Below are 20,231 nucleotides of genomic sequence, written 5' to 3'. Positions count from 1 at the left end.
CCGCGGGTCTGGTCGGTTGGCCATTATCAGACGAACTCGGGGCGGCCGCTGTCGTGGCCGTCGCGCCAGACCGGCTGCGGCGGCGGCACGGTGGCGAGGATCCGCTCGACCACCGCACGCGGGTCGATGTTGTCCGCGACCGCGTCGAACGTCAGGCCGAGCCGGTGACCCATCACGTCCAGCGCGACGGTCTGGACGTCGCTCGGCAGCAGGTAGTCGCGGCCGTGGATCAGCGCCAGCGCCCGGCCGGCGGAGATCAGGCCGAGGGTGGCGCGCGGGCTGACGCCGAGCTCGATGATCGGCTCCAGGTCGGGCAGGTGGAAGTCGGTCGGGGTCCGGGTCGCCATCACCAGCCGGACGGCGTACTCGGCGACCAGGTTGTGCACGAACACCTGCTCGGCCGAGCGCTGCAGCTCCATGATCGTCTCCGGCTGCAGCACCTGGCGCGGCTGCGGCGGGTCGACGCTCATCCGGCGCAGGATCTCGAACTCCTCGTGCCCGCGCGGGTGCGGGACGTCGATCTTGACCAGGAACCGGTCCCGCTGCGCCTCCGGCAGCGGGTAGACGCCCTCGCCACGTCGCATCCCCTGATTTGCGCAGCAGGTTGTCGCGCGCCGTACCGGAGAAGCTCGGGTCCGGCCACGGAATAGGCACCTTGACGGTGTCCCCGAGAACCTCGTTCGAGGTGCCGACAACGGCGTCCGAGCCGACCTGCCGAGCACCGTCGACGCCGGTGAGCCAGGTCGTCGGTGCAACCGCGAAGCTCGTGGCCAGCAGACCAGCGGCGAAGACCCAAACCAGCTGTCCCATAGCGCTGCCGTTCGCTCGGCGTTGCGCGTACGCGGCGATGCCACCGAAAGCCAGAGCCGACGGCAACAGCCAGCCCACCAACTCTGTATTCACAGAGCCGATCGCAGCTGCCGCAGTGTCGGTGAGCGGCTTGATGTCGGTAAAGGAGAACAGCCACCATCCGACCGAGATCGCCGCCCGGGTGATGGCGACGATGTAGAGCATCACCATGTGGGCGTAGCCGTTGAAGACCGCTTCCACCGGGTCCCGGAAGCTGCTCTCGAAGTCCAGCCCATAGACGGTCGGACTGTACTGCTCGAACAGGGTTCGGGTGTCGCCGTGGGTCAGGTCGGGGGTGGGGAGAAGGTCGCCGAAGCCGGTGGGGTTGGTGGGGCCGGTGTCGGGGTCGGCGGCCAGGGCGGTCTGGCAGGTGAGGATGGTGGTGACGGCGAAAACGGTGAGCGCAGTTCGAAGCCTGCGCACCCGCCTCATCCGACGTGCTCCTTCTTGCCGGGACTGGGGCTCGTTTCGGGTGGGGTCGGGTTGTACATGGCCTTGTTGTAGCCGGGGTCGTCGGCCTCTTGGTCGTAGACCTCGTCGGGGCCGATGGGGGCTTCGTGGCGGGAGGGGTGGGGGGTGTGGCCGTTGCCGTTGGGGGCGGCGGGGGCTGGGGCGGTGCCGCTTTGCTGGGCTACCGGAGGGGTGGCTTGGGAGGGGGCGGCGGGGTGGGGTGCGGGGGTGCTGCCGTTGGCAGGGGTGTGGGGGGTGGCGGAGGCGGCGCCGTTGGGGTGAGGGGCTGGAGGTACCTGCGTCCCGTCTCCTGGGTGCGGCATCCGGGTTGCGCTGCTGGGTTGGGCGCCCGGGAATGACTGGGCCTGGGTGGCGCCGGTCAGTTGAGGGACAGCAGGCGCCGGGGTGGCGCCGTTGGAGTGCGTTGCCGGACTGGCCGCGGGGGTGGCGCCGTTGGTGTAGGCAGGGGTCGGCTCGTCCTGCGGGAGAAGGGTTGGGTCCTCCGGGTGGACAGGCGGGTCGACCTGGGTGTGCGCCTCGGCCTGGGCGTGGGCCGTGGAGGCCGGCTCGGGCAGGAGGTCTTCCTCGTCGTCGGCGAACGGGTCCGGCTCTTCGTACGGCGCGATGATCGGCTGGGTCGGTTCGAGGTCGCGGTCGGACTCCGGGGTGGTGCGCAGGAGGTCGGCGACGCGCTGGCTCGGGATGTCGATCTGGACGGTGGCGACCTCGTCCCAACGGTCGCGCATGATGCAGTGACCGTGCCGGATGCTCTTGCCGTTGCCAGCGGTGTTGATGCCGCGGACAAGCGTCTGGTACGGCGGGGTCTGCGGCCGGCCGAGGAGCTCGAGCAGGGAGTCGACCTGCTCGCGGGAACGCAGCGAAAAGGCGAACAGGGTGGTGATCTGCTCGACCAGACCGGGCAGCTTCAGGATCGACGCCGGGTCCTGCGTGTCCAGCACCAGCGAGGCGCCGAGGGCACGGCCGACACGGGCGATGTAGTCCAGGAAGCTGGCACCGTCCGGAGTCTTGGTGAGCAGGTGGACCTCGGGCACGATGACGACCTTGGAGCGGCCGCGGAACTCCCGGCGACCGGTCGTCCGGACCATCCAGGCCAGGCAGCCGCGCAGGCAGGCCATGCCGACGCGCTCGATCGGGGACCACGACTCGGGCGCGGACTCCGGCGAGGGCAGGGTGAGGCCTGGCATCTGGACGACCCAAAGGCCCGGGTTCGTGGTCAGCGAGGAGAGACCCGAAGGAGGGCCGGCGACGACCGAACCCAGGCCGGTCTCGACGAGGTCGCGCAAGGCGAAGCCGACGGTCCTGGTGGTCTCCGACTCGGAGGCGCAGAGCCGTTGGATGACGCCCCACGACGATGGATCGGGCGACTGGATCTCGGCGCGCGTCGCGGCGACAACGGGAGCTTCGGCCGCGCCGCGCAGATGTGGAGGTAGCAGAAGCATCAGCTGCGACGGGGCTTGCAGCAACGCGTCGTCCATCGGCAGCACGCGAAGCAGGTCCGCAGCACCGGAGAACTGGGCGGTGATCTCGATGACAGCCGTCGGTACGCCGTACTCCGCGGCGACGGCCGAGACGCCGCCCGCGTCGCCCTTCAGGTCGAGCAGCGGCACCCAGGCCCCGGCGAACGCGGAGTCGAGGCCCCCGAGCATCGCGGCCGTCGTCTTGCCTCGACCGGATCGGCCGAGGAACAACGTCGTGGTCGCGTCACCGAGCGCCGAACCGGCGGCCGCGTCGAAGCGGACCAGTCCGGGCGTGGAGCCGGTGAGGTAGCCGATCGCAGGGCCGGTCGCGTCACCGATCGACGCGCCGCCCCAGAACCAGGAACCGAAGAACGCGGTCGACTCACGGACATGGCCGAGGTCGGGCACCCGGAGCTGGTCGCCGGGCAGCGACTCCAGCCACAGGTCGCGCTGCTCGTCGGCGCCGGCGGCCACGGTGATGCCGCGGTCGGCGTAGTGCGCGATGACCGCGTCGACGTACGTCTCGAGGTCCTCGCGGGTGTCCGCGCTGACCAACAGACGGGGGTGGTCCTCGACCAGGGTCAGGCCGCTGCGGTTGATATCGCGCTTGACCTCGCGCATCACCCGCTCGGTCTCGACGATCTCGTCGGCGGTCTCCTCGGCGGTGCCCTTGGCGGCCGAGCGGCGCTGCTCCTTGGCGCTCTTACGGGTCTCGTCGACCAGGTGCCGCGCGGTCTTCTTGGTCAGCACCCGGAACCGGACCGACGCCTCGACGGTGACGTCGATCTCGTCGCCGTCGTCGTCGATCGCCTTGATCTCGGACAGTGTGCGCAGCCACTCCCCCGGGCCCGGGGTTTCGAGCTCCTCCGGGAAGTCGGTCATCGCCAGCACGGTCGTGTACGCCGCGATCTGGCCGCGGGTGTCGTAGATGCGCAGGTGGTCGGTGTACGGCACGACTCGTCCGGCCGTGAGGCGGGCCAGCGAGGCGCCGGTGATCAGACCCCGGCGGGGAGCCGCGACGGCGCCGCGGTGCATCTCACGGCTGATCAGCCAGGAGATCACCTCGGCCGGCGCGGTGTGCGCGCGCCAGACCGTCGAACCGAGCTGACGGGCGAGCTTGCGGACCCGCTCATCGAGGTGCGCGAGCTCGCGGGCGCTGACCCGCCAGGACGTCGTACCGAGGGCGTCGCTGATCGAACCGCGGACCTGCGCGGTGGCGCGCGGATCCCGGTCACTCAGGTGGACACCGAGCGCGACGTACCGCTCCGGCATGCGCATCTCGTCGATCCGGTCCGCGCGGGTCTGCGCCCAGGCCTCGTGGTCGCCGAGGCGGTAGTGGCCGGCGATGCTGTCCAGGTAGTCCTGGCCGGTGGAGCGGCCCCAGACCACCTTGAGGTGGCTGAGCCGGTCGCCGAGGATCGTCGCGGCCGCGCTGACCGCGGCGTCGAGAGCGGCGTCCTGCTCGGCCTCGGTGGCCAGGTCGGTGTTCGCGACCGAGATCAGGAACCACGCCTCGGCGCTGCGCTCGGTGACCAGCAGGCCGTCGGCGATGGCGACCAGGCGCGGCGGCGGCAGTCCGCGTTCGCGGCCGACCCCGACCAGGTTCAGGAGCTTGTCAGCGATCTTCATCAGTGCCTCTTCCCCGACGTCGTCCTGCGACTGACCCTCTGCACGTGGTCTGCCCCCAGTAGGCGGGCCCGCTGGTTCACGGTGATGTCCGCACCGGCGCGGACCTGGGGGTCGAGCTCCTCCACAACCTCGCGATCCCACTCCGGGGTCACCCGGGCCTTGGCCAGGCCGGCCATCTTCTGGGTCGCGACGCGCTCACGCCATGGCAGGTACTCCGTCTTGTCGGCGGCCCGGGCGCCGAGACCGATGATCGGGCGGTGCGCGCGCAACGCGTAGCGGACGGCCAGCGCCCACTCGGTCACCCGGCGGCGGCGTTCGTGGTGCTTGCCCGCGCGCCAGCCGAACGCGGTGATCACGAACGGCGGTACGACGTACAGGCTGACGGTGGGTTTCTGCGGCACCCCGATGATCGGGACGAGCAGGGCGATCCAGAGCAGGATGATCACCGCGCCGAAGATGATCATCCGCCGACGGGCGCCTTCTCCGAGGTCGATGCCGAGCAGGTCGTACTGCCGGGTCTCGATCTCGAAGTGGTGGGTCAGGGTCCGGCCGACACGCATTCAGCTACCTCCGGAGAGCAGTCCCCAGAAGCCCTTGAGCACGTTGATGGTCTGGTTGTTGGCGTAGATCAGCCCGCCGACCAGGACACCGGCGGCGATGTGCCCGAAGAGCTCGCCCCACTCCCGCTTGAAGTAGTGCCCGATGGCACGCAGCACGAGGATGGCGATGAAGATGTTCCCCGCGATGACGAGGACCCAGTCCTTGAAGTCCGCGCCGGTCGGGACGTTGGGGTCGGCGAGCGGCGCGGCGAGCTCCACCACGCTCGCGGCCAGTTGGTAGGTCGTCATCATTGCGGTGTCTCCCAAGGTGTTCTGGTGGTCCGACGGCGGTCAGCTGTGGTCATCCGACGGCAGCCACTTGCCATCGTTGTGCTCCGTCCGCGGCGACGGTCCGCCGCAAGGTGAGCGTGTAGGTCTGGTCGAGGGTGGTGTCCCCCGTCCCGTCCCAGGTGACGGCGGCGGTGGCCCGGCGCTCGTCATCGTTTCCGGTGAAAACCTGCCAGTCCTTCACGTCCGCGAGCTTGACGGCCCCGTTCAGGCTGCGGATCCCCGCGCCCGGTGCGGTCACCGCCTCGACCTTCGCATCGGACTCCGCGAACGCGCTGAAGAACGCCTCGGCGTCCTTCAGGGTGGCCGCGGTCAGGTTGTCGTCCGGTACGCCGGCCTCGGGCATGTTGTCCGGCAGCGGCACCCGCTCGTCCGCGACGAACGTCGGCGGGCCGCTGGCGACGACCCGCGAGGACGTCCGGGCGACCGGCACCGAGACGCGCTGCCAGGTGTAGGCGCCGCCGACCCAGCCGCGGCCCTGCTTGGTGAACGGCCGGACCTGCACCCGGACGTCGACGACCGCCGCGACACCGCCCGGGTCGACCTTGACCTCACCCGGGTACGCCGCGTTGGCGGTTTGCTTGCCACGCCCGTTCCAGCCGGCCCGGGCGTCGAGCCCGGCGGCGAGGTCGATGCCGACCTGGGCCGGACGCGCGTCCGGGTTGCCCTCGTCCCAGTTCAGGTACGAGACGGCGTACCGGGTGGCGACGGCGCGGGCTTCGTCGGTCGGGTAGCCCGACTGGTTGGTGACGACGGTCGACGGGCCGTTGACCGGCCGGATCCAGGACCGGACGCCGCTGATCGCCGCAAGCAGCAGAACGGCGACGACGAGGCCGCGGAAGAACCGCCGGGCCCAGGTCGAGAACGACGACTCTGGCTCGGTGGCCCACGGGGTCTGACTCGGCTCCACCGGTCCACGCGGCGGCTGGGGTGCCGCGTGGGCTCCGTGCGGAGACCGTTGCCTGAGCCGCTCGGGCGGCCGCGGGCCTGGGGCCACGTGCTGCGGCGGGGCCGCCGTACGAGCTGCGTCAGGGGGTTGCGGCCGTCGCGGAGGCGCCATCACGCCGCCGGGAGCCGGTGGGCCGCTGTACTGCGAGGCGACTCCCTGAGCCTGGCGAGGGGTGGGCAACACCGGGCCGTCGGGGTGCTGCCACCACTCCGGTGCGGTGTCCTGCGGGCTGGACTTCTTGCCCGGCTTCTTTGTCCGTCGCTGATCCGACCAGTGCTCACCTTTTGGCGGCAGATTCAGCAACGTTCGCCACCAACTCATCTCTCCCCGCCCCTCAGACAGCAGTTATGCGGACAGTAGCCGGGAGGATACGGCAAGCAACTGTCCACCGGGAGTCCTGAGACCAGGATCCGGATGCTCCATCGCTCCCCGCAGCCATACTGTTACCCCACTCGGAGGCAGATGCACACTTCCGTCCGAAGCGTGACACCTTCGACACCGTCGCCATAGCTCCTCTCTCATGCCTGCTCTCGGCTCGATCAGGCAGCGCACACCATGCCACACGCCGCGGACAGGTTCGAAAATCCGTGCGAAGGACATGGTAAGGAACGCATCAACCCGTCACGCATAGTAATGGGTTCCCGTGATCGGCCTGTGGAAAACTCTGTCGTGGCGCGGGGTCAAAGTAATAGGTTCTTCGTGACTGTGCTGACCCCTGGAAGGACTGGTTATGGAGACTCGACGGCTGGGACGGCTTGAGCACCAGAGCTCGGTCCTGATCTACGGCGCGGCCGCGCTGGGAGCGGTGGATCAGGACCGGGCCGACGCCTCGATCCAGGAGGCGCTCGACGCCGGCATCAACCACTTCGACGTCGCCGCCGACTACGGCGACGCGGAGCGGCGGCTGGGGCCGCGGATGGGCGAGATCAGGGACCGGATCTTCCTGGCGACCAAGACCGGACGGCGCACGTATCACGAAGCGTGGTCGGAGATCAATCGTTCGCTCGAACTTCTGCAAACCGACCGGATCGACCTGATCCAGATGCACGCTGTCTGCGATCTGGAGAATCTCGACCTGGTCACCGGCAAGGGCGGCTCGCTCGAGGCCGCGATCCGGGCGAAGGAGGAAGGCATGGTCGGTGCGATCGGCATCACCGGTCACACCGCCGCGGCGCCGTCGGTGCACCGGGAGGGGTTGCGGCGGTTCGACTTCGACTCGGTGCTGACGCCGCTGAACTACCGGCTCGCCTCCGACCCGCAGTACGCCGACGACTATGCCGCGCTGGTCGAGGTGGTGAAGGCGTCGGACGCGGCGCTGATGACGATCAAGATGATCGCCCGGCGGAACTGGCAAGAAGGCGAGCAGAAGAACTACGACACCTGGTACCAGCCGTTCGACGAGCAGCGCTACATCACCGCTGCCACCGCTTGGCTGCTGAACGGCCATCCGGAGATCACCGGTCTGGCGACGGCCGGCGAGACCCGGTTGCTGCAGCAGATGATCGTTGCCGAGCGCGAGCGGGCCGAGCTGACGCCGGAGGCGGCCGCGGCGATTCTCGACGAAGTGCACGACTACACCTCCCCGTTCGTGGACATGCCGTTCTGATCCTGCCCACCGAACACGTCGCACACCCCTCGCCGGAAGGGCAGATTCCCCGGGTTGCTGCGCTGCCCGGGGGATCTTGGGCTCGGTCAACCGTTTGTTCGTGAGAGGTTGGTCGGGTCATTCAGTTGTTGGTTGGTGGGCGTTCATGAGTGGGGTGCGCTAAGCCGGGCGGGCGCACCTTCGGCCGCTTGGTGCGGATCACGTCGACGGGCGGTTGCTGGCGTGGGGGCCAGTTGGCCGGCAGGAGTCGCTGGGGCGCGGCCTGAGTCGCTGGTGCGCGGCTGGGGTTCGTCGGCGGCGTCCCGGGGGACGGCCGCCGCTCGGGTCGGGCAAGCGATGAAGCCAGGTTGCGGACGTGCGGCGGGGCGACGATGCGCGGGCCTCGAGGTGCCGTGCCGGTGGAGCCGGCCCGGGTGAACGAGTCGGTCATCGCGTGCAACGGCCGGTGCCAGGACAACGGGATGGGGCGTACGGGATCGGCGCGGGGCCGGGGCGTCACAGGATGGGACACCGGCTGCCGGGCGTCGGATGGTGCCGTGGCGGTGCGACGGTGGTGCGGGGTTCAGAGCCAGGTGAGGGCGGAGTCTGCGAGGGCTCGACGGCGCGCGGCGGACAGGTCTGCGCGCAAGGCCAGCGCGTCGGAGGCGCCGTGGGGGTGGGACGGCGATGCGGCGTAGGCGGTGACGGGACGGTGGCGTCGGAAGTGATGCGCAAGGGGGCTGCGGCGTCGGAAGTGGGGGTGGCGGGCCGCTGCATCGGAAGTTGGGGTGGCGGGCCGCTGGGTCGGACGTTGGTGCGGGCGGGACCACCGGCCGCAGCGTCGGAGGTGCCACGGGGGGGTGGGGCGGCGGGCGGCGTCGCCGGACGTCCTGTGCCGGTGGAACGGCGATGCGTCGGCATCGGAGGTGCGGGGTACGGCGTCGTCGGGTGTCCGGGCGGGGCGGCGGCGGTGGCGAGCGCGTCCGAGGAGTCGAGTGGCTGGTCTCGCTGCTGCGTGGAGGCGGGGGCGGGACGGCGGGCGACTGCCGGATCGGAGCCAGGCGGGGTCGAAGTTCGAGGGCTGCTGGCCGGGATCCCGGTGAGCGGCGTCGGACTTCCAGTGCGCGTGAGAGGAGGTGCGGCGTACGGGGCTCGGTGCTGGCGACGGTCGGAGCCGAGGCTGGACGGCGGGTGCGGCGTACGGGTCCGCGCGAGGCTGGCGGTGTCGGTTGTCAGATGCGGGCGGGTCCCGCGTCGGGCACGAGGCGGCGTGGGAGTTGGGGCTGCGCGGCGGGTGTGCCGTTGGTGTCCGCGCGGCCGGCGGCGTCGGAGGCCCGGTGCGGGCGGCGCGGCGTACCGCGTCGGGCACGAGGCGGCGTGGGAGTTGGCTGCGCGGCGGGTGTGCCGTTGGTGTCCGCGCGGCCGGCGGCGTCGGAGGCCCGGTGCGGGCGGCGCGGCGTACCGCGTCGGGCACGAGGCGGCGTGGGAGTTGGCTGCGCGGCGGGTGTGCCGTTGGTGTCCGCGCGGCCGGCGGCGTCGGAGGCCCGGTGCGGGCGGCGCGGCGTACCGCGTCGGGCACGAGGCGGCGTGGGAGTTGGCTGCGCGGCGGGTGTGCCGTTGGTGTCCGCGCGGCCGGCGGCGTCGGAGGCCCGGTGCGGGCGGCGCGGCGTACCGGGTGGGGCGCGAGGCGGAGTCGGGGCTACCGAGGTGCTCGAGGAGGCGCAGTGAGCATCGTCAGGCCGTACGGGCTGGACGGCGGCGCGGGGTACGGGTCCGCGCGAAGTTGGCGGCGTCGGAGCCGAGGCTGGCGGCGTGGGCGTACTGCTGGGGCGCGGAGACGGCGCCGGGCGTTCGAAACGGGCTGGGAAGGCGGTACGGGTGGCGTCCGGTGGGGGTGTGCGGGCGGTTCGCGGGGTTGGGGTGGGTGCTGGGTGGGGTTCTGGGGTGTGGTGTGTGAGGGTGGGAGTGCTGCGGTGCGTTCGGCGGGGTGGGGAAGCTGGTCGGGCGGTGCGTGGGAACACCGGCGGGGGTGGCGGTGTTGTACAGCGGGTATTCCCTATCTTCGGAGGTCGTAGTGGCAACGGTCGAGCTGTCCCAGCAGAACTTCGACGAGGTCGTCGGTTCCGACGGGCTCGTCCTGGTGGACTTCTGGGCTGAGTGGTGTGGTCCGTGCAAGATGTTCGGGCCGGTGTTCGAGAAGTCGTCCGAGACGCACAGCGACATCACCTTCGGCAAGGTGGACACTGAGGCGCAGGTCGAGCTGGCGCAGGCGTTCCAGATCCGGTCGATCCCGACGCTGATGGCGGTGCGGGACGGTGTGGTGCTGTACTCCCAGCCGGGTGCGCTGCCGGCGGCCGCGCTGGAGGATCTGATCAGCCAGCTGCGGGCGGTGGACATGGAAGAGGTGCGTGCGCAGATCGCGGCGCACGAGGCCGAGCACGGGACTGAGCCGCACACGCACTGAGTGCGCTTGGACTGAGTACGCGTGCACTGAGGGGCGCGGTTTGTGCTCGCTGAAGTGAGCGGGCGTTGGTGGTGCAAGCTGAGGTCAGCGAGCCATCGACGCGCGGTCGCGCAGTGGCTGACGCACGGATCAAGGCCCCGGTGGCCGTCTTCGGACGGGTACCGGGGCCTTTTGAGCGAAACCGCAGAGAGCGTGGTTCCCGCGCCTTGCAGGGAGGCGGGGAACCACGCTTCTGGTGACCGGTCTCGGGGAAATCCCGGTCAGGTGGTGCTGCCCGCTCCTGTTTGAACGGGATGGTGCTGTCCGCTCCAGCACGAGCGGAGTGGTGCGCCCCCTCAGGGGGTCGGGGGTGGTGCGACCCGCTCCAGGCGCGAGCGGGGGTACTGCGTCCCGCGCAGGGGCGGGGTGGTGCGTCCCGCGCAAACTGCGGGGTACTGCGTCCGTCCAGGCGCAGACGGAGGACTGCTGCCCGTCCAGCCGGGGACGGGTGGTGCGGTCCCGCTCAGGGAGGCGGGAGGTCGGGGGTCAGCGGAGGGGGTCGAAGGGGGCCAGTTCGGACGGGCGGCGGCCGGTGGTGATGGTTTCGGCGAGCAGCTGGCCGGTGACCGGGCCGAGCGTGATGCCCCACATGCCGTGGCCGCCGGCGGCGAAGACGCGCGGGGACGAGGTGGCGCCGATCAGCGGCAGGCCGTCGGGGGTGCACGGGCGCGGGCCGACCCACTCGAACGTGCGGGCGTCGAGGTCGGCGTCGCGCAGCAGCGGGCGGGCGGCCTCGACGATGGCGTCGATCCGGCGCGGGTCGAGGGCGGCGTCGGGCTTGCGGAACTCCATCATCCCGGCCACCCGGAGCCGGTCGCCGATCGGCGTGCAGGCGACGCGCTGCGCCGGGAAGTACACCGGGCCGGCCGGAACGTGCGCGATCGGCACGCTGAAGGAGTAGCCGCGGCCGGCCTGCACCAGGGTCCGAACGCCGAACCGGCGGGCCAGGTCGCCCAGCCAGGCGCCGGTCGCCATCACGACCGCGTCGTACGGCGTGCTCTCGCCGTCGGCGGTGACGATCCGGACGCCGCGGATCTCGTCGACCACGTCGGAGACGTTCGCGCCGGTCAGGATCCGGCCGCCGCGGGCGACGATGGAGTCGGCGAGCAGCTGGACGTACTCGCCGGGGTTGATGAACCGCTGGCCGTGCAGCCGGATCGCGGCGCCGATCTCGTCGGACAGCGACGGCTCGATCTCCCGGGCGTCGTCCCCGGTGATCGCCTCGAACTCGATGCCCTGGCCGGCGGCGTGGATGTGCTCGATCTCCTCCAGCAGCACCGACCGCTCGGCCTCGGTCCGGTAGGCGGCCAGGAAGGACTTCGCCTCGTACGTCTCGGCCTCGACGCCGGCCTTGGCCAGCAGGTCGAAAGCGCCGAGCGCCTGCCGGTTGATCGGGACCAGCGACTCCATCGCGGTCTTCCAGCGGCCGGCGGTGCTGTTGCGGGCGAAGCGGGTCATGAACGACAGCAGGCGCGGGCTGGCGGTCGGCGGCACGTAGACCGGCGAGGAGGGGCTCAGCACCGCACGGACGCCGTACTTCAGCACGGCCGGTTCCGGCAGCGGAGTGGCCAGGCCGGGGGTGAGCCAGCCGGCGTTGCCCCAGGAGGCGCCCGCGGCGACGCCGTCGCGGTCGTACACGGTGACCTCGATGTCCCGCTCCTGGAGGAACCAGGCGGTGGCGAGGCCGACCATGCCCGCGCCGACAATGGCGACCCGGTCGGGGACGGTGTGTGCGGAAGAACCTGCTGCGACCATGCTTCGATGGTGCGCCGCCGCGACAGCACTGTCATGGTGCGATCCCACCACTGATGACACTGATGACAGTGCGCAGCGCACAATAACCTCATGATCACTGCGCCTGACCTAGTCGTCGCTGTCGGACCAGCCCTGTTCGAGACCGTTGTCACCGGCCGCGGCGACGGCGAGGTGCGTGACGTCTTCCTGGCTGATCCGCAGGAGCCTGCTACCGGCCAGCCGGGCGACCTCGTGCTAGGCCTGGGACTGCGCAACGCCGAAGAGGCGGTTGAGCTCCTGGAGCGCTGCGCCGCCGGCAACGCCTCAGGCGTCGTACTGCGAACCGGGCTGGCGCAGGAGCCGGCAGTGGTGGCTACAGCCGAGCGGTGGCTTGTCACGCTCATCGCGCTCCAGCCGAGCGTCAGCTGGGCCCACGTGGTGTGGCTGCTGCGCGGTGTCATCGACCGGGCCGCCGCGCCGGACTCCCCCGTCGCCGGGGACGCTGGAGTTCACCAGGAGCTCTTCGCCTTGGCCGACGCGGCCGCGGCGATCGTGGACGCGCCGGTGACCATCGAGGACAACCAGTCCCGGGTGCTGGCCTACTCCTCCCAGCAGGACCTGTCCGACACCGATCCGACCCGGGTTTCGACCATCGTCGGCCGCCGCGTCCCGGCCGAGGTCATCGCGCACTTCAGGGCCCGAGGGATCTTCCGGCGGCTGGCCCGGTCGAGCGAGCCGTTCCTGGTTCCGGACGGGCCGAACGGCATCCGTCCGCGCCTCGTCGTACCGGTGCGGGCGGGTGGTGAGTGGCTCGGCTCGATCTGGGCCGTGGTGGACGGGCCGGTGAGCGACGCGGTGACCGAAGAGCTCAGCAACGCCGCTTCGGTGCTCGCGCTGCACCTGCTGCGCCTCCGGGCGCAGGCCGACGTCGCGCGGCGCTCCGCGATCGACCGGCTCAGGACAGTACTGCGGCAGTTCTCCCCGGAAGCGCCGGTCGAGGTACGACTCCCTCCGCCACCGTGGCGGGTGGTCGCGCTCAGCTCCCCCGACGCGTACGACGTACCGCAGCAGCTGGACCTCTGGGAGTCGACTGGTCGCCGGCACGGCTGGAGCGAGCCGTTGCTGGCGGACCTGGACGGCACCGTGCTGGCCGTTGTCTCCGACGGCGAGCAGATCCCCGGTTCATGGCGCTGGCTGCGCAAGCTGGTGGCCGACCAGGCCAAGGACTCCCCCGGTACGGCGGCAGCCGCCGGCGGTCGCGCCCGCTACCCCGCCGATCTCCCCAGCTCTCGCGCCGAGGCGGTAGAACTCCTGGGCCTCGTACGCCGTGGGCTCGCTCCCGGTCCGGCGCTTCGCGTCGAGCAGGCCTGGCACGTGCTGACGGTGCACCGGGCGGTCACGTCCCTGGACACCACCAAGCTCGACGGTCCACTGGCCACGCTGCTGCGGTACGACATCGAGAACGACACCTCGTTCGTCGACACGCTGCAGGCCTGGCTCAACCATCCCGGACAGCCGCAGCAGGCGGCGAAGGAGCTGCACCTGCACACCAACACGCTGCGGCACCGGATGAAGCGCATCGGCGAGATCGCCCGGCTCGATCTCTCCGATCCGCGCGAACGGCTGGCACTGCAGCTGCAAATCGCGGCAGTGCGCACAGAACACTGAAACCACTCGTGGCACTGGTGTGCGCACAGCGCCGGAGTTCCCGCACGGCCTGAGATCTACACCACAGCCCGAAGTAACAAGGCTTCACATTCCGGCAATCGACGAGCAACATCCGAATGGAAAAGTACTCATCAGAAGGAACGAGGCGCACCGCAGAAACACCGCGGGGCGAGCTTCTCCTCCCCGGATCGTCCCAGCATTTCACCAGGATGCTGGGGCACCGTCCCAGCCTTTCACCAGGAGGCTGGGGCGGCTTGGTCCGAGCTTTTCACCAGGAAGCTCGGGCCGCGGCGTGCGGGGCCCGGCGATTGTCTGAGCGATCGCCGGGCCCTCGCGCATCTCCTCCCCGCAGCCGCCCGATCAAGGCCTGACCAACGCCGCCGATCGAAGCCCGCCGCTCAGGCGAGCCGGTTCACGATCGCCCCGTACACCCCCGGCAGCGCCGCCGCCGCCGGCACGATGCGGGGAGCGAGCAACGACCTGTTGCGGGCCCAGAGCAACGAAGCCGTCAGCAGCCGGCACTCCCGCGACACCCGCCGCCAGGCTGCCTCGTAGTCCTCCGGCCGATCCGCCGCCACACACCGCACCAGTTCGGCTGACGTCCGCAGAGCCACAGCGATTCCCTCGCCGGTCAACGCGTCCACATACCCGGCTGAGTCCCCCACCAGCAGCACCCGCCCGGCCACCCGGCGCCGGACGCGCTGCCGCAACGGCCCCGCCCCCAGCACGCCGGACACAGCCGACGCTTCCTCCAGCCGCGCCTGCAACCGCGGAAAGGCCTGCAGATGGGCCGCCAACGACCCACGCTCAGCCGTGAGCACCGCGACCCCGACAGTCGACGAGCTCACCGGCGTCACGTACGCCTCACCCAGTGAAGACCAGTAGACCTCCACCAGGTCAGTCCACGGCTTGATCGCGTAGTGCTGCCGCAACCCCCGCCGCACCTCCCCCGGCCGGCCAGTCGCCCCAAGCCCAAGCTGCCGCCGTACAGGCGAGTGCAGCCCGTCAGCTGCGGCCAGATAGCGAGCAGTGATGCCCGCAGCTGTCACCGCCTCGGCTGACTGCCGCACCGTGCCGACCCGCTCCCGCAGTACCGGCACTCCCAAGGCCGCCAGCCGATCGTGCAAGCCCCGCTGCAGCTCAGTACGCCGTACGCCGAGTCCCGGCCCGGCCCGAAACCGGGCGTCGACGCAGCGCGACCCGTCGAGATACCGGATCCCGTAGAAGGGCCGACCGGTCAGCTCGACGCCCAGCCGAGCCAGGTACTCCACCGCGCTGTGCGCGATCCCCTCCCCGCACGCCTTGTCGATCGGCGCCTCGCGCGGCTCGACCACGACCACGTCCAGCCCGGCCATTGCCGCCCGGATGGCCGTCGCCGCTCCGGCCGGACCCGCACCGGCCACCAGCAGATCGATCACCTGGTCAGCGCGGTGTCCAGCGCCGCTTCCTCAGCCCGGATGCGGACCGCGAGCAGCGGGAGATTCAGCACGGTGAAGACGACCGCCGTCACCCAGGACGTGTGCACCAACGGGAGCGCGACGCCTTCCAGCACCACGGCCACGTAATTGGGGTGCCGGATCCAGCGGTAAGGGCCACCGGCAACCAGTGACAGCCCTGGCACCACGATCACCCGGGTGTTCCACTGCCGCCCGAGCACGGTGATGCACCACCACCGCAGGCCTTGAGCCAGCACAACGACGGCCAGCATCGTCCAGCCGAGCTCGGGCACGAACGGCCGGTCCGCCACGATCGCCTCGACCAGACAGCCCGCCAGCAACCCGGTGTGCAGCACGACCATGAACGGGTAGTGCCCCTTGCCGGACTCCACCCCGCCCTGCGCGAAGCTCCACTTCGCGTTGCGCAGCGACACCACCAGCTCGGCCACCCGCTCCAGGCCGACCAGCAGCACCAGGACGACGTACCACCACAAAGACGTTTCCATCACCACTCCAGCAGAACGAGCTCGGAACAGAACCCCGGGCCCATCGCCAGCAGCAGCCCAGGACCCGCAGGATCCAGGGTCATGGTGTCACCGAGCACGTGCAGCACCGACGACGACGACAAGTTGCCGACGGCGTCGAGCGATTTCCAGGTCAGGTCGAGCGCTCCGGGCCGGAGCTTCAGCGTCTCCGAGACCGCCTCGAGCACCTTCGGCCCGCCGGGGTGGCTGACCCACGTCCCGATCTCCGGCACGGTCAGCTCGTGCCCGGCCAGGAACGCCGCGACGTCGTCGCCGAGGTACTTGCGGACCACCTCCGGCACGTCGGCGCCGAGCACGATCCGGAAGCCGCCCGCCCCGACGTCCCAGCCCATCACCCGCTCGGAGTCCGGGTACAGCCGACTTCGGGTCGCCACCACCGACGGCCCGGTCCCCTCGACCTCGGCACCCGTCATCACCACCGCCGCCGCGCCGTCGCCGAACAAGGCGCCGCCGACGAGATTCGGCAGGGAGGAGTCGTCCCGCTGCAGCGTCAGCGAGCAGAGCTCCACCGACAGCAGCACCGCCACGTGCGACGGCCAGGCGGTCAGGTAGTCGTGCAGCCGCGCGATGCCCGCCGCGCCGCCGACACACCCCAGCCCGAACAGCGGCAGCCGCTTCACGTCCTCGCGCATCCCCAGCCGCGTCGCCACCCGGGCGTCGATCGACGGCGCCGCCAGTCCGGTCACGGTGGTGAACAGCAGCAGGTCGACGTCCTCGATCCCGAGCCCGGCCGTCGCCAGCGCTCCGGCGATCGCCTCGGCGCCCAGGTCGACGGCCATCGCGATCCAGGCGTCGTTCGCGGCGCCGAAGTCCTTGAGTTCGGCGTACTGCTCCAGCGGGATGGCGAGGTTGCGGTGGGAGACGCCGGCGTTGGCGTGCAGCCTGCGCAGCAGGGCGTGCCCCTTGCCGTCGGGCAGGCAGAGCTCGGCGAAGGCGTCGGTCAGCTCGGCCTGCGCGTACCGGTACGGCGGCAACGCGGGCTGGACCGCGGCGATCCGCGTCATCGTGGCATCGTTGCTTCGGTGAGCCGGCTCCCGCAGAACCCCGCAGCGCGCTCGATCGGCCGCACCCTCAAAGGGCTGGCGCTGGCCTGCCACCCCGGCCCGACCGTCGCCGTCACCGCCCTGGTCACCGTCATCGCCTGGTCCGCGGGCCGCAGCCTCGTCGGATGTCTCTTCGTCGCCGCAACGATCCTCACCGGCCACCTCTCAATCGGCTGGAGCAATGACGCGATTGATGCCGCCCGCGACACCATTGTGAACCGCCGGGACAAGCCGGTCGTGCTGGGCTTGGTGAGTCGTCGCACGTTGTGGGCCGGCGCCCTGGTCATGCTGGCCGCCACCATCGCGCTGTCGCTCGGCAACGGCGTCCCGGCCGGCCTGGCCCACCTGCTCTTCGTCGCCTGCGCCTGGGCGTACAACCTGGGTCTCAAGTCGACCCCGATCTCCTGGCTCCCGTACGCCGTGGGCTTCGGCGCGCTGCCGTCGTTCGTCACCTTCGGCGCCGTCGGGAGCTGGGCGCCGTGGTGGGCGACGACCGCGACGGCCCTGCTCGGCGTCGGCGCGCACCTCGCGAACGTCGTACCGGATCTGGCCGACGACCTGGCCACCGGAGTCCGGGGCTGGCCGCAACGACTCGGACCGGCCGCGCGGCTGCTCGCCCCGCTTCCGCTCGCGGCCGCCACCGTCCTGCTGACAGTCGCTCCCCCGGGCCCGGTCGGCGCGGCCGGCTGGATCGCGCTGGCCGTCGTCGCGGTCCTGCTCGCCGTGATCGTCGCCTGGTCCCGGGCGCCGTTCCTGCTCACCATCGCCGTCGCCGTGGTCAGCGTCGTCGTCCTGGTCGTTCGCGGCGACACGCTGGTGGCCTGACCGGTCCGGTCCTCCTGCGGTTCCCCTCCACCACCATGCTCGCCTCCCAGCGACGTCGAGGCTCTGTGGTTCCCCGCGGCGGCACTCGCATGCGGTCAGGTGGCGGCCGGTTTCAGCGGCGCGTTGCTGCCGAGGATCGCGGCGGTGAGCGCCTCGGCGGGCTCCTTGGCGGCGCGGGGATTGGTGATCAGCACCAGGTCGATCGGCGGGAGATCGGGCAGGCCGGCGCTCGGCGGCGGCTCGACCAGGTCGGCCGGCATCAGCGAACGGGCGAAGATCGCGATGCCCAGACCGGCCCGGACCGCGGCCAGTACGCCGTTGACGCCGCGGACGATGCAGGTGATCCGGCAGGAGCGCCCGGCCTGTTCGAGCGTCTGGACACCGAGTGAGCGGCTCAGGCTCGGAGCTTGGTAGGCGACCAGCGGGACCGGCCCGTCCGGCGCGATCCGCGTCCCCTCGATGCCCGCCCAGACCAGCGGGTCGCGACGAACCAGCCGGCCGTTCGGCTCGTAGCCCGCGCCGACGCTGTGCTTCACGTACGCCAGGTCGAGGTGACCCGACTCGACCCGGCGAAGCAGGTTCGGGCTCTGCGCGACGGTGAGCTCGAGGTCGATCCGCGGGTAGAGCTGACGGAAGTCGCGCAGGATCCGCGGCAGCGGTGTCAGCGCCAGGTCGTCGGTCACCCCGAACCGCAGCCGGCCGCGCAGCTCCGAGCCGGTGAAGTAGCCGATCGCCTCCTCGTGCGCGGCCAGGATCGTCCGGGCGAAGCCGGCCATCGCCTCGCCGTCCGCGGTCAGCGTCACCGTCCGGGTGTCGCGCACGAACAACGGCCGGCCGACCGCGGCCTCCAGCTTGCGGATGTGCTGGCTCACCGTCGGCTGCCGGATACCGAGCCGCTCGGCCGCCTGGGTGAAGCTCAGCGACTGGGCGACGGCCAGGAACGTGCGCAGCTGGTCGGGGTCGTAGGCCATCGATTTCCCTCTCATAGTGAGACGCAATAAGACTAATAGGAGTAATTCGCTGTCGGAATCCGGCCCGGACCGATGAGGATGGAGCAGACCTCCCCTGACACGTCCACTCCGTAAGGGTTGACTCTTGACCACCCGGGCCACCGGTTCTGTCCCTGTCCCCGACTTCCACACCCACCGCACCACCCCGAAGACCCCGCCGGACGAGTTGCCGCCGACGCAGCGGCGCCCCGGTTTCCGGGAAACCTTCACCGCTCTGGAGGTTCGCAACTTCCGCCTGCTGGTCAGCGGCCTGTTCGTCAGCTCGACCGGCGGCTGGGTACAACGCATCGCCCAGGACTGGCTGGTGCTGACGCTGACCGGCAGCGCCACCGCGGTCGGCATCACGACCGCCCTGCAGTTCCTGCCCACCCTCCTGCTCGGCCTGTACGGCGGCGTGATCGCCGACCGCTTCCCCAAGCGGCGCGTCCTGCTGGTCACCCAGTCCACGATGGGCGCGCTGGCCGCGATTCTCGCCGTCCTGGCCTTCGCCGGCGACGTGAAGGTGTGGCAGGTCTACGCGCTGGCCCTCGTCCTCGGCCTGGCGACCGCGGTCGACAACCCGACCCGGCAGTCCTTCGTCACCGAACTGGTCGGCAAGCGGCGGCTGCGCAACGCGATCAGCATGGTGTCCTCCACCTTCCAGCTCGGCGGCCTGATCGGCCCTGCGCTGGGCGGCGTGCTGCTCGGCACGGTCGGCGCGGGCTGGGCGTTCGCGCTGAACTCGATCACCTTCTTCGGCTCGATCTCGGCGCTGCTGATGATGCGCGAGCACGAGATGCCCGGCCTGCACGCCGCCCGGACGGCCGGCCAGGGCCTGCGGATCCGCGACGGCCTGCGCGACGGCGTCCGGTACGCCTTCCACGAGCCGGCGGTGCGCTGGGCGATCGTGCTGGTCGGCATCTTCGGCATGTTCACGATCAGCCTGCCGGTGACGCTGACCGCCTTCGCCGACGTCGTCTTCCACACCGGCGCCACCGGGTACGGCGTACTGAACTCGGTGGTCGCGGTCGGCTCGCTGGCCGGGGCGCTGCTGTCGGCGCGCCGGATCCGGCCCACCCGGCTGCGCAACCTGGTCGGCATCGCGGCGATCCTCGCGGTCACCGAAATCGTTGCCGCGGTCCAGCCGTCGCTGTGGACCTTCCTGCCGCTGCTGTGCGCGCTCGGCATGGCGACGCTGATGTTCCTCACCGCCGCCCAGTCGATGGTCCAGCTGACCACGCCGGACGGACTGCGCGGGCGGGTCGCCGGCATCTACAACCTGGTGTTCATCGGCGGCGGCGCGATCGGCGGTCCGACCGTCGGTGCGATCGCCGAGCACTGGGGCGCCCGCACCAGCCTGCTGCTGGCCGGTCTGGTCCCGGCCGTGGCAACGGTTGCGGTCGGCATCAAACTGGCGCGGGCCGGCCGGTTCCGCGTGGTCGTTGTCCGCAGCACCCGTTCGCCGTGGCGGCCGCCTCCGGTCCGGCTCGGGCTGGAGCAGCTGCCGGTCCAGGTGATCCGGCCCGAACCGCCGGTTCCGTCCCGCCCACGCCCCTTCCTGCTGGGTCGCCGCCGGCACCGGCAACCCGATCCGCACAGCCGCCCCACCCGGCCCCGGCGCAAGCCGCTGCACCGGTGAGGACCACCCGTCGCCTGCCGGC

The 20,231-nt window shown here is 71.2% G+C and carries 15 protein-coding genes and 1 pseudogene; 6 read left to right on the top strand and 10 right to left on the bottom strand.

Translation table 11 applies throughout. From position 1 onward, the window contains the following. Positions 1-26 precede the first annotated feature (26 nt). A pseudogene (locus KFLA_RS12660) lies at positions 27-623 on the bottom strand (AAA family ATPase); the annotation flags it as partial. A 110-nt stretch (positions 624-733) separates the two neighbouring features. On the opposite strand from KFLA_RS12660, the gene KFLA_RS37425 reads away from it, so the two are divergent. After that, positions 734-1,009 carry a hypothetical protein gene (locus KFLA_RS37425; RefSeq protein WP_148256624.1) on the top strand — a complete coding sequence of 92 codons (276 nt, stop codon included), beginning with the start codon at positions 734-736 and terminating at the stop codon, positions 1,007-1,009. A 268-nt stretch (positions 1,010-1,277) separates the two neighbouring features. On the opposite strand, the gene KFLA_RS12655 is transcribed toward KFLA_RS37425, so the two are convergent. Genes KFLA_RS12655 through KFLA_RS12640 form a run of 4 tightly spaced genes read right to left on the bottom strand, consistent with a single transcriptional unit; the run spans position 1,278 to position 6,203 of the window. Continuing rightward, the gene (locus KFLA_RS12655) at positions 1,278-4,406 is read right to left on the bottom strand and encodes an ATP-binding protein (RefSeq protein WP_012920185.1); all 3,129 of its coding nucleotides are present in this window, start codon (positions 4,404-4,406) and stop codon (positions 1,278-1,280) included. After that, complete coding sequence (locus KFLA_RS12650) at positions 4,406-4,966, bottom strand: hypothetical protein (protein ID WP_012920184.1); 561 nt, start codon at positions 4,964-4,966, stop codon at positions 4,406-4,408. Before KFLA_RS12650 ends, KFLA_RS12655 begins: the two co-directional genes overlap by 1 nt. Next, positions 4,967-5,254, bottom strand: coding sequence for a hypothetical protein (locus KFLA_RS12645; protein WP_148256951.1), 288 nt, complete (start codon positions 5,252-5,254; stop codon positions 4,967-4,969). Positions 5,255-5,306: 52 nt separating this feature from the next. Beyond that, positions 5,307-6,203: a conjugal transfer protein gene (locus KFLA_RS12640; RefSeq protein ID WP_012920182.1), complete on the bottom strand. Its 897-nt coding sequence runs from the start codon at positions 6,201-6,203 to the stop codon at positions 5,307-5,309. Positions 6,204-6,972: 769 nt separating this feature from the next. On the opposite strand from KFLA_RS12640, the gene KFLA_RS12635 reads away from it, so the two are divergent. Together KFLA_RS12635 and trxA are read left to right on the top strand one after the other, a co-directional pair. After that, positions 6,973-7,848 carry an aldo/keto reductase gene (locus KFLA_RS12635; protein WP_012920181.1) on the top strand — a complete coding sequence of 292 codons (876 nt, stop codon included), beginning with the start codon at positions 6,973-6,975 and terminating at the stop codon, positions 7,846-7,848. 2,053 nt (positions 7,849-9,901) lie between these two features. Further along, positions 9,902-10,291: a thioredoxin gene (gene trxA / locus KFLA_RS12625; protein ID WP_012920179.1), complete on the top strand. Its 390-nt coding sequence runs from the start codon at positions 9,902-9,904 to the stop codon at positions 10,289-10,291. A 525-nt stretch (positions 10,292-10,816) separates the two neighbouring features. On the opposite strand, the gene KFLA_RS12620 is transcribed toward trxA, so the two are convergent. Then, entirely contained in the window at positions 10,817-12,085 is a 1,269-nt protein-coding gene (locus KFLA_RS12620; protein ID WP_012920178.1) for an NAD(P)/FAD-dependent oxidoreductase, read from the bottom strand. Positions 12,086-12,175: 90 nt separating this feature from the next. Between KFLA_RS12620 and KFLA_RS12615 the strand changes: the two genes are divergently transcribed. After that, positions 12,176-13,732, top strand: coding sequence for a helix-turn-helix domain-containing protein (locus KFLA_RS12615; RefSeq protein WP_012920177.1), 1,557 nt, complete (start codon positions 12,176-12,178; stop codon positions 13,730-13,732). 398 nt (positions 13,733-14,130) lie between these two features. Here the strand turns inward: KFLA_RS12615 and KFLA_RS12610 are convergent, their stop codons facing one another. From KFLA_RS12610 to KFLA_RS12600, 3 genes are read right to left on the bottom strand one after another with little or no spacing between them, the layout of a single operon-like run. Continuing rightward, on the bottom strand, positions 14,131-15,150 hold the full coding sequence (locus KFLA_RS12610) for an NAD(P)/FAD-dependent oxidoreductase (protein WP_012920176.1): 1,020 nt from the start codon (positions 15,148-15,150) through the stop codon (positions 14,131-14,133). Next, a complete protein-coding gene (locus KFLA_RS12605; protein ID WP_012920175.1) occupies positions 15,147-15,674 on the bottom strand; it encodes an isoprenylcysteine carboxyl methyltransferase family protein in 528 nt (175 codons plus the stop codon). Before KFLA_RS12605 ends, KFLA_RS12610 begins: the two co-directional genes overlap by 4 nt. Next, entirely contained in the window at positions 15,674-16,717 is a 1,044-nt protein-coding gene (locus KFLA_RS12600; protein ID WP_012920174.1) for a type III polyketide synthase, read from the bottom strand. The genes KFLA_RS12605 and KFLA_RS12600 overlap by 1 nt, the downstream gene beginning before the upstream one ends. 18 nt (positions 16,718-16,735) lie before the next feature. Between KFLA_RS12600 and KFLA_RS12595 the strand changes: the two genes are divergently transcribed. Next, positions 16,736-17,581: a UbiA family prenyltransferase gene (locus KFLA_RS12595; RefSeq protein ID WP_012920173.1), complete on the top strand. Its 846-nt coding sequence runs from the start codon at positions 16,736-16,738 to the stop codon at positions 17,579-17,581. A gap of 95 nt (positions 17,582-17,676) precedes the next feature. Here the strand turns inward: KFLA_RS12595 and KFLA_RS12590 are convergent, their stop codons facing one another. Next, complete coding sequence (locus KFLA_RS12590; RefSeq protein WP_237706787.1) at positions 17,677-18,567, bottom strand: LysR family transcriptional regulator; 891 nt, start codon at positions 18,565-18,567, stop codon at positions 17,677-17,679. A gap of 109 nt (positions 18,568-18,676) precedes the next feature. Between KFLA_RS12590 and KFLA_RS12585 the strand changes: the two genes are divergently transcribed. Next, positions 18,677-20,209 carry an MFS transporter gene (locus KFLA_RS12585; protein WP_012920171.1) on the top strand — a complete coding sequence of 511 codons (1,533 nt, stop codon included), beginning with the start codon at positions 18,677-18,679 and terminating at the stop codon, positions 20,207-20,209. The last annotated feature ends 22 nt before the right edge of the window (positions 20,210-20,231 follow it).

Origin of the sequence: Kribbella flavida DSM 17836, from assembly GCF_000024345.1 — a bacterium.
GTDB classification, from domain to species: domain Bacteria; phylum Actinomycetota; class Actinomycetes; order Propionibacteriales; family Kribbellaceae; genus Kribbella; species Kribbella flavida.
Note: the sequence above shows the minus strand (reverse complement) of the source record. Positions and strands in the feature narration are given on the sequence as shown.

Bases quoted from the DNA above. Each gene is read 5' to 3' on its own strand.
- KFLA_RS12655 (WP_012920185.1), bottom strand. From the start codon at position 4,406: ATGAAGATCGCTGACAAGCTCCTGAACCTGGTCGGGGTCGGCCGCGAA.
- KFLA_RS12615 (WP_012920177.1), top strand. From the start codon at position 12,176: ATGATCACTGCGCCTGACCTAGTCGTCGCTGTCGGACCAGCCCTGTTC.
- KFLA_RS12635 (WP_012920181.1), top strand. From the start codon at position 6,973: ATGGAGACTCGACGGCTGGGACGGCTTGAGCACCAGAGCTCGGTCCTG.
- KFLA_RS12620 (WP_012920178.1), bottom strand. From the start codon at position 12,085: ATGGTCGCAGCAGGTTCTTCCGCACACACCGTCCCCGACCGGGTCGCC.
- KFLA_RS12645 (WP_148256951.1), bottom strand. From the start codon at position 5,254: ATGACGACCTACCAACTGGCCGCGAGCGTGGTGGAGCTCGCCGCGCCG.
- KFLA_RS12590 (WP_237706787.1), bottom strand. From the start codon at position 18,567: ATGAGAGGGAAATCGATGGCCTACGACCCCGACCAGCTGCGCACGTTC.
- KFLA_RS12600 (WP_012920174.1), bottom strand. From the start codon at position 16,717: ATGACGCGGATCGCCGCGGTCCAGCCCGCGTTGCCGCCGTACCGGTAC.
- KFLA_RS12650 (WP_012920184.1), bottom strand. From the start codon at position 4,966: ATGCGTGTCGGCCGGACCCTGACCCACCACTTCGAGATCGAGACCCGG.
- KFLA_RS12605 (WP_012920175.1), bottom strand. From the start codon at position 15,674: ATGGAAACGTCTTTGTGGTGGTACGTCGTCCTGGTGCTGCTGGTCGGC.